Consider the following 14,687-nt stretch of genomic DNA (forward strand, 5'->3'; position numbering starts at 1 on the left):
AGTCGCCTCCCGGGCTTGGGAGAAGCGGTGGAACACCACGCTGGAACCTGATCTGATTGTCCGTCGGGCCGCGCCGGCCAGGCCGCAGGTCAGCGCGCAGCAGGTTGCGAACACCGGCGAACACGCCGGATATCCGAGGGGGAGACATGGGGAAGGCCGGCCGTCCGCCGGGTCCGCTGCGAGGCCGCACCGAGCAGGCCAACGCACTCGCGCAGTTCCTGCGGGAGCTGACGGCCGAGAGTACGGTCAGCGACCTGGAGAAGCGCTACAGCCTGGCCAGGAGCTCGTGGAGCGAGTACCGCTCCGGCCAGAAGATCATCCCGTGGGAGCGGCTCGGCAAGGTGGTCGAGCACCGCTTCCCGCACGATCCCCGCGCTCGGCAGCTCGCGATGGACAAGGCCCGGCGGCTGCACGCCGCCGCCACCTCCGCCCAGCCCCCCACCACGGCGGTAGCCGCACCCATCCCGCAGCCGGCGGCGGTGCGTCCTGCCGCCGGACAACCGGCGGACAATCCCCCCACCAGCACGGACACGGCCCCCACGCTCGATACCCCGCCCGACCCGGCGCTCCCGGGCCCACTAACCGCAGCGCTTCCCGACCCCGTCCGGCCCCGGCCGCAGAACGCCGGATCCCCCGGGCCTCAGCCGTCCGCACCACCGGCTCCCGGCCCCGGCACCGCCGACCCACTCCCGGTCGGCGCACCCCCGGCTCCGGCCGCCGCCCCCCGCAAGGCCGCTGCCGGCACCTTGTGGTGGACCCGCTGGCGCACCCCCGTCCAGTGGGCCCTGCTGGCCGCACTGCTCGCCGCGGTCATCATCGCCAACCAGGCCCAACGCCCCGGCGGACAAACCACCGCCGCACCGCCGCCAACCGGCGCCCCCGACAGCGCGGGTACCCCGCCCGTGGATGTGCCGCAGGAGACCCCGACCGCCAGCAGCACCCCGGAACAGCCGACCACCAGCCCGACACCGGACCCGCCGGCCCCGGCCCCCTCCACCCCCAGCACTCCTTCTTCCAGCCCGGCCGCTGTTCCCACCGCGGCGCCGACCGCCGCACGTCCCTCCGCCACTTCCGCCGGGCCGGCGCCCGTTCCGGCGGTGCCCGCCGCGCCGCCGCGCCGGGTACTGCGGAACGTGGCGACGGGCCTGTGCGTGGACGTGCCGACGGGGGGTGTGCCGAACATGGGGCACCCGGTGGTGCAGGAGCGGTGCGGTGCGGGGGGTCACCTGCAGCAGTTCGACCTCGTCCCCGCCGCCGGAGGCGCGAGCGGGTTCGCGCTCCGTCCGGCCGGCTCGACGCTGTGCGTGGACCCGCCAGAGCACGGGGCGCCGGCCAACGCGCAGGTCGGCCTCTACCCCTGCGACCTGACCGGCGGCGACAACCACCTGTGGCGCCTGCAGTGGAACGACACCAACGCCGTCATGCTCGTCAACGTCAAGTCCGAGGGCACCGCCACGCTGATGTGCCTGGACGTCCCCGGCCTCGCCGACCCCACCCCGGGCCTGCGCCTGGGCGTCTACCCCTGCCACCCCAACCCCGGCGACGACCAGTGGTGGACCCTTACGTGAGAACCGGCCGGCCGTGTCGGCCCATCGGCGGTGCCTGTACTGGCGGCGGCCGATTCCAACCAGCGACCAGCGGCCGGGACATGGTGGTGAACGCCTGAAGGTCGCCACCCTGCGCCTTCAGTTCTAGTGGTCGTTGCAACACCCCAGCTCAAGGGGGTGTCGGGGTGTTCGCTGTCGCATCAACCGCCTGCTGCGGCGGACAAGCTGCCGGCCGGCTCGATACGGTTGGGGGTGTACCAGGCAGGCGACGACCACCCCAGTACTCCCTGAGCACCCGCAGCAACCAGCGGTTGCGCTCTCACCAGCCGGTCACGAGGAGGCCCACACCCATTGGTCGGGTGTGGGCCTCCTCGAGCCGGGGCTTCGGTGGCCCGGGTCCTCGGCCGTCATCGCTAGGCCGGATACGGTCGCGTGGCTGCCCCACGCGAACCTCAGGCCCTGAGGCGGAAGAAGCCGTCGGCCTCTGCTCCTGGTAGGGCCGGGGCGTGCGGGTGCACGGCGTTTGTGCGGCTCCTCGTTGACGGCCGCTGTCATGCACCTGGCCCGCCTCGACGGTGAGACACGCGTAGATTCCGGCCGGACGTTGCCGTGGAGATCCCGCGGTCCCCGGCCGACGGGTGCCTCTACAGGAACTGGATCACTTCTGTTTGTCCGGTGTTCGGGTCGCGTAGGACGACCTCCCTGCCTTCCTCGATGCGCGACAGCAGGTGAGCGTAGAGACGCAGGGCCCGGTTGATGGCGTCGGTCTTGTTCACCTGCTCGATGCTGACTACATCCCTCAGAGCGGCCGATCCCTTGGCCGTGAGGCCGGCTGTGACCCGTTCTGCCACCGCGGGTTGGTCGGTGGCGTTCTTGCTCTCGGTTGCTACAGCGCGGCTTTCCCTCACTGTCATGACTCCCTCTTCCCCCAAGATCCAGTTACTGCAGTTTGCTGCCGTACATCACACTATGCCCGTTTTGGCAAGATCTATGCAGCTCAAACGCGCCATTCTATCAGCGGATAGGCATAACTTTGCTGCTCCCGAGACGCCCGCCAGATTGTCACACCAGTCTGGTAAGGCGGTAGGGCATATGACCCCATCTGGAAAAGCTTCACAAGGTCGTGTCCTAGTCCGACCGCCCAATGACAGCATCGTTGCCTATCTATGCTCATGAGTCGACTGGTTGCTGGTCAGGAACCTACTTTCATACGCAAGGTGACTGCTGGTCGAATGGTAGTGTCGGAGACCATCTGTTACGCGAGAGCTTGTGCTACTCGCTACCGATCAACCCACAGGGCTGTAAGGGGCCGTCCCCCGACCAAGGTCAGTCCCCGCACCCCCTGGACTCAGGGCACTAAAGAGACAAGGAATCCACCCGTGAGCCTGAAAGAGGCCGCCGTCCCGCGGCAGCTCACCGCCCTCGTGAGCGAACCGCGCCGTGGTGCCCAGACCCGTGCCGGCACCCACCCCCGCGGAAGTCTCGGCACCATCGCCCGCGACCGTCCCGACGCGGGCGACGCGCAGGAGGACGATCCGGTCGCCAGCGCATCCGCCGTCACCCGGTTGCCGCTGGCCGCTGTCAACACCCCCTCCCCGGCCAGTGGCGGCCCGGGCGGCGGCAGCAACGACAACGGCGGCAGGGGCAGCGGCGGCGGTAACGACGACGCCAACGACGACGACGGCGACAACGACGACGACCCGCCACACAGCGACGGCGGTGACCCCACCGCGATGGCGGACCAGGCGATAGCCATGTCCGGCTACCTCCACACCGGACTCTCCGTGCGGCTGGACAACTGGGCCGAGGCCAAGGTCGGCATCCATTCGACCGAGTCGGAGGGCCCGCAACTCCTCAACATCACCGCCGTGATCATCCTGTCCACCCTGGTCGTCGCCTTCGTCGCGTACACCGGCACCCACTCCGCCTCCCTCCCGGGCGGGACCGCCGCGAAGATGATCATCATCGTGGGGGTGTCGCTCGCCATCCTCGCCTTTGGCGTCTACACCATCAGCAGGCACAAGCCCACCGGCCGAACCTTCGACCCCGACACCAAGCCCGGCCGCCACGACTGACCTACCGCGCCCTTGCCCGACCATCCCACCCTCACGGGCCCCGGCCACCCGCACGGCGACCGGGGCACCCATGCCGGCTCCCAGGCCTTCAGCCCGGCCAGCCTGGACTCGGCCCGCCGCCAGCGTGGCGCACGCCGGCGAAGGAGCGGATGAGGCGTCAGCCCTCCGCGTTTGCAGGAGTGAACGCGTAGGAGCGATGCCCCTCCAGAAAGCGGCCTCCGCGAAACGCCACTACCCGTCCCCGCGCCATCCCGCCCAGCCCCCATCCCTGGCGTACCCCAGCGGGACGATCCCTCTGCGCCCCGGTCGCCCTGCACCCAGGGGGCATCCGGATCTACCGTGAACGTAAAGGCCGGCAATCGGTGCGGGGCGAGAGACGATGACGGGCAGCTGGGAACCGCAGATCAAAGCGATCGGCCGGCTGATCGCCGCCCACCCGGCCGAGTTCGATCAGCTCCTGGCCCAGGCCCAGGCCCAGGCCCAGGCCGAGGCCGAGGCCGAGCAGGCCCAGCTGCCGCCCTGCATGGCTTGCATGGCCTGTGCCCACTTGGGAACCGCCGCCCGCGCTCTCGCGGACCGGCTCGGTCATGACCCACTCGGTCACCGCCTGCTCCACGTCCTGGGCGATTCCGGGCAGATCCGCAGCGTTTCGGCCCTGCGCAAAGCCGTGGCCGGGCGAGGACTCGCGCGGATCCACCAGGCACGCGACCTGCTCGACCGAGGCAGCGTGCCTGCGGTCGTAGGCACCGTTGACGGCGACCCCTGAGAACCGGGGATCCTCATCACCTTCGATCCTTGCCACCGCACGTAGACGAAAGGCGGCGGATCCAACGGCAACGAAATGACAAACAGTCAGGTCTGACCGTTGCAGGCCCCCTAATCTGGACCTGAACGGATGCCCGCCATACCCCTGCCTGACCCCACCCGTCTGCAGGAGTGGTTCCCCCCGAACAGCAGGAGACCGCCACGGTGTCAGTGCCATATGAGGACCCGAAGCGGAACTGGGGAGAATTGCAAGGCTGCTGCGAATGGTCGAACAAACTGGCGCTCCGACTGCGTGCCTGGGTGGACGCGGCCGTGCCGCCGGTGACAAAACTCGATGACCTAAGCGACCGGTTGGACCCGCTGAACTTCAGAAGCGGCAAGGCTCCCGAACGATCCACGATCTCCGAGCGCCTTGCAGGTAAAAACCTCGACCGGGAGTTCGCCGAGGCGGTGATCTCGGCCTTCTGTCGCCAGGACATAGAGGCGCAGCGCAGGTTTGCGCGCGAGCTGACCACAAGGTGCGCAGCCCACAAAGGCTCACCCACACTGCAAGACCAGATGAAGCTGATGCGGGAGATCGCCAAACTCAACCAGGGTCTAATGGACGCCCTGCGGGCGCACACCAAGGCAACCGCGGAGCGCGATGCCTGCAAGATGCTCAGTTGGATCCTGCTGTCTACCGTGGACGGCCTGCAGCGTGAGGCGAACGACCTGACCCTAGAATTGGACAAACTGCGGCAGCCCGGCCTCAGCGACTTTGCGGACCTGGCGCAGATGGACCGGTTGCGCCGACAGCTGAGCACGGCACAGCGTTGCATAGCCGAGGCCGACGAAGAACTTACCAAGCTGCAGCAGGCGCAAGACCGTGCCGCCGAGACCATTGGCATTGCCAGCAGATTGGTTGAGGAGGGAAACGAGCGACTGCGAGACATGGGCCAAGAACCAGCTATCGAGACCCCGTTTGCATCCGGCGTCTTCGAAGAGCCGGACGGTCAGCCCTCCATGCCGCTGCTTGACATCCCGGAAGACACGGACGGCCGGATCATCCATGCTGAGCACACCGTGGAACAGGCACGTGAGATCCGAGAAGACATCGAGCAGTCGTTGGAGCGGAGCAAGGAACTCGTCCTGCGATCTGCCAGCTACCTTGTCCCACGCCCAGCAGAACCTCTGGCCTTGCCCCAGGACTCCGGCGAGCCCGAGGCGGAACCAGAACCGCCCATGACTCATCCCTCCGCCACTTTCGATGTCTCCCCGACCGGTGATCCTGCCGTAATAGATGTCTCGCTCGGCGAATTCGTCCGAGAGGCGTGGAAGCGTCCCGCAATCAGAAACACTGTTTACCTCGGCTTAGCAGCCATACTTCTCTATCGCATGAGCACACCCCGAATGTGTCCCAGCTGCGCAAACACCCGCAGTGTCACCTGCCCCTCCTGCACCGCAGGCCGCACCGAAGCCGCCATCCTGTGTCCGATGAGGTGCACCGCACCGACAGCAGGCCAGCCCGCCTGCCCCGTCTGCAACGGAGACGGCGAGGTCGTGATACTCCTGGCCTGCCAGTATTGCGCCAGCACCGGAAGAGTGCCGTGCCAAGCGTGCAAGGACAACAGGTAACATCGACCCAACCCCCGAACCGCGACCTAAACCGAGAGCGCCGTGGACAGACCTCACGGTCTAGTACTCCAGCCGTAGATCGTGATCTTCATGAGTGGAGGGCGGCCTGACGGCGGTAGTGGCTGTGGCGGGCACGGGCTTGATGGCGTCGTCGCCAGGTGGACCAACGCAGTCGGTTGGCCGGGTCGCGGACGGGCCGGGTGATCAGGCCGGTGAACAGGCGCTGGATCTCGTTGCAGGTGAGCGGGATCAACCCACCGGGGCTGCTGCCGTCGTCGGCCACCGCCTGGCCGTGGCGTTCAAGGGCGGCGGTGACGGCCAGGAACGCGTGGGCGAGCAAGGCCAGGGTGACCCAGCGGTGCCAGGAGTCCCAGCGGCGGACCTGGTGTTCGTCCAGTCCCGCCAGTGTCTTCGAGCTCTGGAATGTCTCCTCCACCGTCCAGCGGCTTCCCGCGACCATGACCAGCGTGGACAGCGGGACCGGGCGGTGCGAGTAGCAGCGGTAGTAGGCCAGTTCGCCGGTGCTGCGGTTGCGGCGGACCAGCAGATGACGGTGGCCTGCCGAGTCGCCGTCGGCGATGGCGACGTGAGCCCAGTCGTAGAAGCGGTGGCCCTTCGCGCCGCGTCCGGCGGACAGCTTTTGCCAGGCCCGGTGCGGGATGCGCTTGACCAGGTGGTCGGCGCGCTGAGGTCCGGCCGGGGTCGGGACCCGGTGGGTGCGGGAGACCGCCAGCACGTAGCCGAGCCCGCGCTTCTCCAGGGCGGCGCGCAGGTGGGGGTTGTCGCCGTAGACCTCGTCGCCGGCCGCCCACGCGGCCGGGGCTCCGGCGTTCAGGGCGCGTTCGATCATCTGCCGGGCCAGTTGCGGCTTGGTCGCGAAGCCGACATCGTCGGGCACGGCGGCCCGCTCGCACCGGATCTGGTCTTCGGTCAAGGACCGGGGCAGGTAGAGGGCTCGGTCGATGGCAGCGTGGCCGTGCCGGGAGGTGTAGGTGAGATAGACGGCGACCTGGGAGTTTTCAATCCGGCCCGCGGTGCCGGTGTACTGGCGCTGCACGCCGACGGTCTGCGTGCTGGCCCTTCTTCAGGTCGCCTGTCTCGTCGACCACGAGCACGGCCTGGCCGTCGCCCAGGTGCTCCAGCACGAAGTCGCGTAGGTCGTCGCGGACCTGATCGGCGTCCCACTTCGCGCGACCGAGCAGGTGCTGCAGGCCGTCTGGGGTGGCGTCGCCGATGTGCTCCGCGATGGTCCAGCAGTTCTTGCGCGGCAGGTCCGACAGCAGCCCGAGGAGCAACTGCCGCACCCGGCGGCGGGGTTCGACCCGGGTGAACCGGCCGGCTATCCGGCTCATCAGATCCTCGAATGCGTCCTGCCAGCCGGCAGGCACTACGCTGGCGTCCGAGGCCGCCGCGTGATCATTGGTTGTCCACACAACACCTAATGATCAACGGCGGCCTCACCTGCTCGAACGCCACCGGAACCAGTAGTCGACCCCATCGACCCGGTAGCGGGCGCCGGCATCGAACCGCACCTCGCCCACGAGCCGCCGGGCAGCGTCTGGCAGCTGACGGTACGGCATGAGTAGCAAAGCCAGTTCGTCGTAGCGGGCATCGATCCCTCCGTTCCCCGGATGGCTATCCGGCCCGACCGTCGCGGCTCGTTCCGCTCGTTCCACCTGGCGAAGATCGCCCACTGCTCGCGCTCCATCTCGACTGCCGCCTCGCTCGCGGGCCACACGGAGTACTCGTCGGCCTCGTCGGCGTGGTCAAAGTCGCAACCCTCGAAGTAGTGCGGGACACCATCGATGACCGCGAGCCCCTTACGCGGCCCGTCGTACCACTCCAAGTCGACGTACACGCGCTCGAAGCCGTCCGCGATCAACTGCTGCTCGTCCCAGGTCTCAGCCACGTCGACAGGCTACCGACCAGCGGTCTCTGCATCCATGATCACGATCTACGGCTGGAGTACTAGGGATGCCATCACTCGTCCCAGGCCCCGACACGCGCGGCACCCGGCATAGTCGCTGTACTCCGTATGGCGATGGTCGGAGATGAACCGCCAGCGGTCAGTTACCGGTCTATCTCCTGCAAAATACTGGGCGGCTTGAGCAGGATCTCTTTCTCAGCTCCAGCTCACGACCTGCGTGCGCGGCCAGCGCGGGAAGGTTGCTGCGGGCGACCCGCAGCCTGGAGGCGGCTATCGGCGGACCCGCTCCGCGTGACCCCACCCGGGCTTCGCCCGGGTGGGGTCAACGGGCCCTTACCGCAGGTGATGGCGATCCTGGAATTGGGGATCCTCATCACCGGCACCTGATGTTGCCGCCGCTTCCGCGTGGGACCGCGCAACTTACTGGCGCAGCGACTTCCGGGTTAACGCCCAGCTTCTGCGCGACGGCTGAGCCCCGGGCGGCCGACGGACTCCGCCCACGTTGCCGCGTCCCGCTTGAACTTCCTCGAGTACCTCGCAGTATCCATGAGGTCATGCTTTCCACGGACCCCCAGGATCCGCTTCTCAGAAGTATCCACTGTTCGGGGTAGAGCCCTGTGTGGGAGTGTCCCTGAATGTGTGCCGGGGGTCTGGCCTGCGTCCGTTACGGCTCTGCCTGGCCATCCCATCTGCGGAGCTGGCCGGGCATGTACGGCGTCGGGCGCCTACCCGGCGGTGGCCAGCCGCGCGCACCGGCCACCGCGTGCCCTGACCGGGTTCTGAGCCGCCGGGTGTCCTGACCGGCCCAGGGCCCGGTGTGCGTCAGCGGATGGTGATCTGGACGTGATCAGCGAGAAACTGCATCATCCGTAGCACGGCCGCGCTGGCGAGCGCTCCGGTGACGCCGACCAGTACCTGGCCGCGCATCCGGTGCGGTGACCGCCACGCCGCCCACCCCGCCCGCTGCGGCGCCTCCGCTTCAGGCGTCGCGGGCAGGGCCGTCCGGCGCTCCGCATCGTCCCGTACCGCCGCGTCCGTGACTTCGCCGTGGGGCCGCCGGCCTTCCGCGGCGGGCGAGTCGGTCCGGCGGGACTGAGAGGGGATCTGGTTGCGCTGGGTGCGCCTAGACATGGTGGTTCTCCTGGCGAACTGATGGTGTTCCGGGCGAAGTGCCGGTCCAATCACCGTCGCCGAAAGCGGAATTGACGCTCAAGCTGAAACAATTGGATGCAGAGGGGAAACAACCCGCCTGACCTGGGGAGACGCGATTCAGTGCCTGGAACAAGCAGCAGATCGACGCCACGATGCCAGGCAAGATCAGGCAGGCCCCCTAAGGACGACCTGTCCGCCCTCGCCACCGAAGTGCAGACGTTCGTCGAGGCCCTCCGCATACACGTACTGCAACCCCTCCAGGCAAGCGGCATTGACTACCGCCTCCTGTCCGGACTTCTGACCGCAGTGTTCGGCAGCGGCTACAGCGTCGCCACTGTTCAGCGCATTGGCTCGGGCAAGAAGATCCCCCCTCGCGAGGTCCTGGAACACCTGCTCGACCTCGCCGACGAGCATGCCGGCCTCCTCGACGGCGACGCCCGCACGAGCGTCACCGACGCCTACAGGCCAGCCTTGAAACACGCCAACCCCACCCTGCACCGGGTCTACGAGCTCCAGGACGAACTCGCCCTCCGCACCACGGAAGCCGAACAGCTGGCCGCCCAGAACGCCCAACTGCAAGCGGACCTGGCAACGGAACGCTTACGGTTCCTGGAATGGAGCTACGACCAGCGCACCAGAAGCTGGAGCGTCGTCGGGACGTGGTGGCCCGGACCAACGACCGCCTACCTCACGCTGGAGACCCGCGCCCAACCCGACGCCGATGCAGCCACGGAGGAGACACCACCGAACTGGTTCATCTCGTTCGACCCTCCCGACGCCGCCGCCAACGGCTCCATCACCTTCAATACGCCCACCTCACCCCACATCGTCATCCCCTCGCAAAGAGTCCCCTGGTCCGACCATCCCCCCGAGCCACCCGACGACGACCTGACTGATTCCCCAGACCCGCCCAAGACCACCACCGATGACAAGACCTCCTACGGATTGCCCCTGCCCCCAGACCTCCACGAGGTCACGGGTAGGCCCGAGTCCGACGAACCGACTGTGTACTCCTGGCCCCCCGAGATTCAGAAGGAGGCTATAAGCGCGCGGCCCGAGTCCGACAAGTTGATCGTCGATCCTAAGGACCCCAGGTTGTGGCTTCGAACCGAAGACATCCAGGACGCCACAGGCGGGCCCGAGCACGGGAAGCCGGGCGATGACACTGCGGACCCCGCCGACCCTTCCGAGATCCGTGGGCCTGGGCCTGGTGAGCCAAGCGCAACCCCTGATAGGCCCCGCTCCCACTGGCCCTGGAGCCTGCCCGCGTGGATCACCGAGGCAGGTGAGCCTGAGCCCGGCGAGCTGGCCGACGGCACTGCGGACGCCCCCGGCTTTCCTGCGGAAGAATTTGCCCACCCGTTTGGTACTGCGCAGTCGAATGAGGTTCAAGAAGCGGAACAAGATCTGCAGCAGCCCGAAGCGTACTCGCAGGCCGCGACCGGCGAACACCATGACGAGGTGCTGAGCCAGGCAAGCGTCGAGCCCCCCTCCAAGGAGAACCTGCCCGGCCCCGCTGGCGACGCTTCAGCCACCCAAGCCGATGCTCATCACCTTCCACCACGGCAGCTCCCGACCACCGACAATGCGGCCCCTGACATCCCGCGCTCGGCGGACCAGCTCATCGTCCTGCTACAAAAACTCACCGCCGACGGACACGATGACGACGCCGTTCGGACCGTTCGGTGCTACTCCGACCTCTACCCCCTCACCGACACCGGTCGGCTTGCCTACCAACTGCACCGTGCTGGATTTACCGACCTGGCCATGACAATGGCCACCTATTACGCCATCAGAACGCCGCAAGAGGTCGCCGACATGGCTGCAACCCTGCGTAACAGCCAGATGGAACGGGCCGTCCTCCCCATGATCAAGGCCTTCGCGGGCACTCGCTCCGTTCCGGACATCGCGCAGCTCGCCCACAGGCTCCACGGTCCCCAGAGTGACTGGTACGCCAAGATTCTGCTGATTAACCTCGGTTCGCGCACCCTCGCCGAGTACGCCGACCTCGTGGAATCCCTACCTCAGACAAGGCCACTGACCCGTCTCCTTCTCGGAGACCGAACACCTGCCGTCCGCGCCGAACTTCTCGGTCGGGGGAATAGCAGGGCTGTCGATGCCCTCGCGCCACCGCCCTCCTGACTCCTACCAGGAGGCCCCAGCAGTTGGACCTCCTGCGAACGATCGGCCCGCCCCACGGTTCTACCAGGCACCCGGGTGTCAGTACGAGTTCCTACTGCTGCGCCGGGGCCTGAGTGGTCTCTGGCCAGTGCATCTCGTGAGTCCGGTGGGAATCGTCCGGTTCGTCCGTTGAGGCGTTGAGCTGGTGTTCCCGGTCGGGTCTCCATCCACGATGGGGCCCGACCGGCCCTGACCTGCCGATTTCGTTGGTATATGGGATTCGCGGGGTGTCCCGGGGATCCCAACGTCGCCCTCTACGCCCACTCCACGCCGTGCTCGGCGAGCCGCGCGAGCTGGCCCGGCGTCAGCTTCGCCCGCCGGCTCTTCTGGTTGTTCAACCAGGTGCCCAGTGCGAAGTGCGACACCACCACCTGCTCCTCGCCACCGGGGCCGGCCTCCACGGCCTCCATCTTCTCCTTGTGCGGGCGCCTGACGGCCGCGTGCCCTTCCCGCGCCACGAACTGCGCCAGCGCCGCCAGGCCCTGCGCGAACCGGTCGGTGCGGGACACCTTCGGCTTCGCCTCGGCCGCAGCCTTCGCAGCCATCAGCTCCTGATCCTCCTCAATGCCGATCGCCATCAGCAGGTCCCGCTGGTCCTCCTCCAGACCCGGCCAGCCAGCCCGCTGCGCCTGCACCCAGCGGCCGAGCTGCTCGCCCTCGAACACCGTGTCCACCGGCAGCTGCGTCCAGTCGACCTGGCCGTCAGACTCCAGCCACCACTGCCGGGCGGTGGCGTAGGCGCGCTGCCAGGTGATCGGCCAGGTGGGGCACCACCAGGGGTCGATCTCCTCCAGCGCAGCCCGCCGCTCCGGCGTCAACGCCCCCGGCTCGCCCGCCGGCACCTGGGCGGCGGCCCGCAGTTCGGAGAGCCAGGTGCCGATGGTGTAGCCGCCGACCGAGGCCCGCGCTGGCGCTGCCAGCGACCCGCCGTGGCCCTTCGCCCAGACCCGCGCCCAGTCCAGCCCGGCCTCGAACCGGGCATCGGAGACGGACCAGATCATGCCGAGCGCGTCCAGCATCTCCACCCGGTATGGCGCCAATTCGCCGTTCGCATTCTCCCCGCGTCGGTCCGACAGCCACTTTCCGAGCGGGTAATTTCCGTTCTCCCCTACCATCGCGGAATAGGGGACGTCAAGCCCGCCGGTCTCCTCGAACCACCGCCGCGCGTGACCGATCCCCTCACGCCACAACTGCGTCTCGCCGACCAGGACCCGCGAGGCGATGAACAGGGCGAGCACGTTCTCGTCCACCGGCGTCTGGAACCGCACCGGCAGCGTGAACGCCCCCGACCCACCAGACGCGCCTGACCCGCTCTCACCAGGCCCAACAGCAGCCTCAGCGCTGCGCCCCTTGGTCCGCTTGCCGGACTTCTGCGGCACCGCGAGGGCCTCGACCACCTTGGCGTCGTGGCTGCGCAGCGCGGTCAGGATCTTGACCAGGGGCCCGTAGGAATCGGACTCCAGGATGTCCCCGGGTTCCTCTCCAGGCTTGAGGAAAACCGGTACGATCAGGCTGGCAGTTTTCCCTTCCCCGGGCTTCATACGCAGGGCCCGGCCGATGGCCTGGACGATATCCACCATGCTGCCCCGGCCCTGGAGAAGCACCGAATCTGCATTCGGCATATCGACACCTTCACCCAGGACCTTGCAGTTGCTGAAGATTCGGTGCCTGAGGCCGTCGTCCTCCTTGCCATTTCCGAAGTCCCCGATCAGCTCTTTCCGGTAGTCAATATCGTGCTCTCCGGAGAGCCACTGCAACCAGAACTCCGGCGGGTATTTCTGGGGGTTCTCGAAGTGCAGCTTCTCGACCGTCTGATTCAGCGTCTCCGAGAAGTAGCGGGCCTCGATCGTGCGGTTGTGGAAGGTGATGCACCGCTCCAGGCCCCGCTCGATGACGGTCTTGACCAGCCCGGCCTGGATGGCGGCGATGCGCGCGGCCGGCACCTCGTCCTCGCTCCCGTCGGGGGCCTCGCCGACGCCCGGCCCCCACGGCACGCCCTGCTGCTCGGCCTTGTCCCGGTCACCGAGCGGGTCGCGCAGTTCCAGGACGACGATCTCGAACGGGGCGAGCAGCTTGCGGTCGATCGCCTCCGCCAGGCCCAGGGAGTACACGTGCGGGCCGTAGACCCGAACATCGTCCATGGACACCGCCAGCTCCTCCGGCAGCGGCTGGTAGGCGCCCTCGCGGCCCTTCACCGGGCGCTTCGGCGGCGCCCAGATCCTCGGCGTCGCCGTCATGTACAGCCGGCGATCCGCCGGGATCGCGGCCTGGTCATGGACCACCGTCCAGGTCTTCTCGACGCTGCCTGAGGAGCGGTGCGCCTCGTCACAGACCATCAGCCCGAGCGGGGGCAGCAGGTCGCCCTGGCGCTCCGCCCAATACTCGTAGGCGTCCGCGACCGCCCCGACCGAGGTGTAAGTGGCGAACAGGGTGGTCGGCCGGCGGTGCTTCGCGGCGTTGGACAGCCACATGCCGATCATCAGCGGGCTGGTGCTCGCCAGGACCCCGTACGGCAGTTCACGGTCGACCAGCGAGCAGATGGCGTGCATGTTCCCGGAGCGGCCGGCCGCCCGCCACGAGCCGACCATCTGCACCAGCAGATCCAGGGTCGGCACCACGACCAGGACCACGCCGCGGGGCGCCAGCTTCTGGCCGGCCGCCGCACCGACGTACGACTTCCCAGACCCGGTGGCCATCTGCACCGTCACTCGCAGGCCGTTCGGGGCCGGGTGTCCCGGACGGGGCGTCAGGCGCCGCACGATGGCGTCCAGGGCCTCCTCCTGGTGCCCACGCAGCGAGATGCCGGCGGCTGCCTGAGCGGCCATCAGGCCGGGCCTTACGACGTTCACGAAGACGTGTCTCCCCTCACCCATTCCCGAGCCCGCACATGGGACCACGCGGGAAATGCTGACAGTGCCCTACTGATACATTCGACGGACCGATGAAAGAATCCAGCCGGCCGGAAATCAAGCTCGATGGAAGCGACTATCTGGCAGGATATCAGTCCCCGGTCACGGAATCCGGCGAATACCCGAATCGGGCGAGACGGAGCCCCGCTTCCGGCGGGATTACCTGACGCCCAAGACTGATACACTGAGAACCGGTGCTCACCCTGTCAGGGTAGCGCACCCTATCCGTCGATGGAGTCGAAACGCTCGTCTAGACCAATCTGGTGGAAGTGAAGCCGACCCACACGCGCCCCCGGCGCCCACCTTTCCCCAGTCAGCCCGTCTTGAGGTCAGCTAAAACCAATGCTCAAGAACATGACCAAGCCTCAGCCACCCGGGCGCCATGGAGCGAAGCGGAGTGGCGCCGGCCAAGGCGCGAAGCGTCGGGCCCACCCGGGCGAAGCCTGGGTGCGGACACGCGGAGCGGGTCCGCCGATCGCCGAAGGCGATCGCGCACGGAGGGCCGAAGGCCCGTAGG

At 68.0% G+C, this 14,687-nt stretch carries 9 protein-coding genes and 1 pseudogene; 4 read left to right on the plus strand and 6 right to left on the minus strand.

Annotation, left to right across the window (positions count from 1 at the left end):
• The first annotated feature begins 146 nt into the window (after positions 1–146).
• Positions 147–1,568, plus strand: coding sequence for a ricin-type beta-trefoil lectin domain protein (locus ACWEQL_RS21185; RefSeq protein ID WP_452151824.1), 1,422 nt, complete (start codon positions 147–149; stop codon positions 1,566–1,568).
• Between the two features lie 623 nt (positions 1,569–2,191).
• Here ACWEQL_RS21185 and ACWEQL_RS21190 read toward each other — a convergent pair.
• Positions 2,192–2,461 (minus strand): hypothetical protein, encoded by a 270-nt coding sequence (locus ACWEQL_RS21190; protein WP_452151825.1) that lies wholly within the window; start codon positions 2,459–2,461, stop codon positions 2,192–2,194.
• Between the two features lie 465 nt (positions 2,462–2,926).
• On the opposite strand from ACWEQL_RS21190, the gene ACWEQL_RS21195 reads away from it, so the two are divergent.
• Positions 2,927–3,622 (plus strand): hypothetical protein, encoded by a 696-nt coding sequence (locus ACWEQL_RS21195; RefSeq protein WP_452151826.1) that lies wholly within the window; start codon positions 2,927–2,929, stop codon positions 3,620–3,622.
• Positions 3,623–3,956: 334 nt separating this feature from the next.
• On the opposite strand, the gene ACWEQL_RS21200 is transcribed toward ACWEQL_RS21195, so the two are convergent.
• Positions 3,957–4,424, minus strand: coding sequence for a hypothetical protein (locus ACWEQL_RS21200; protein WP_452151827.1), 468 nt, complete (start codon positions 4,422–4,424; stop codon positions 3,957–3,959).
• A gap of 263 nt (positions 4,425–4,687) precedes the next feature.
• Between ACWEQL_RS21200 and ACWEQL_RS21205 the strand changes: the two genes are divergently transcribed.
• The gene (locus ACWEQL_RS21205) at positions 4,688–6,001 is read left to right on the plus strand and encodes a hypothetical protein (protein ID WP_452151828.1); all 1,314 of its coding nucleotides are present in this window, start codon (positions 4,688–4,690) and stop codon (positions 5,999–6,001) included.
• 88 nt (positions 6,002–6,089) lie between these two features.
• Here the strand turns inward: ACWEQL_RS21205 and ACWEQL_RS21210 are convergent.
• The 3 genes and pseudogenes from ACWEQL_RS21210 to ACWEQL_RS21220 form a co-directional block, all read right to left on the minus strand.
• Positions 6,090–7,353 (minus strand): annotated as a pseudogene (locus ACWEQL_RS21210) (IS701 family transposase).
• 86 nt (positions 7,354–7,439) lie between these two features.
• Entirely contained in the window at positions 7,440–7,910 is a 471-nt protein-coding gene (locus ACWEQL_RS21215) for a hypothetical protein (RefSeq protein ID WP_452151829.1), read from the minus strand.
• Positions 7,911–8,750: 840 nt separating this feature from the next.
• Positions 8,751–9,059 carry a hypothetical protein gene (locus ACWEQL_RS21220; RefSeq protein WP_452151830.1) on the minus strand — a complete coding sequence of 103 codons (309 nt, stop codon included), beginning with the start codon at positions 9,057–9,059 and terminating at the stop codon, positions 8,751–8,753.
• Between the two features lie 231 nt (positions 9,060–9,290).
• On the opposite strand from ACWEQL_RS21220, the gene ACWEQL_RS21225 reads away from it, so the two are divergent.
• Positions 9,291–11,222 (plus strand): hypothetical protein, encoded by a 1,932-nt coding sequence (locus ACWEQL_RS21225; protein ID WP_452151831.1) that lies wholly within the window; start codon positions 9,291–9,293, stop codon positions 11,220–11,222.
• Positions 11,223–11,515: 293 nt separating this feature from the next.
• Here the strand turns inward: ACWEQL_RS21225 and ACWEQL_RS21230 are convergent, their stop codons facing one another.
• A complete protein-coding gene (locus tag ACWEQL_RS21230) occupies positions 11,516–14,086 on the minus strand; it encodes a Helicase associated domain protein (RefSeq protein ID WP_452151832.1) in 2,571 nt (856 codons plus the stop codon).
• Positions 14,087–14,687: the final 601 nt, after the last annotated feature.

Source organism: Kitasatospora sp. NPDC004240, assembly GCF_053603215.1.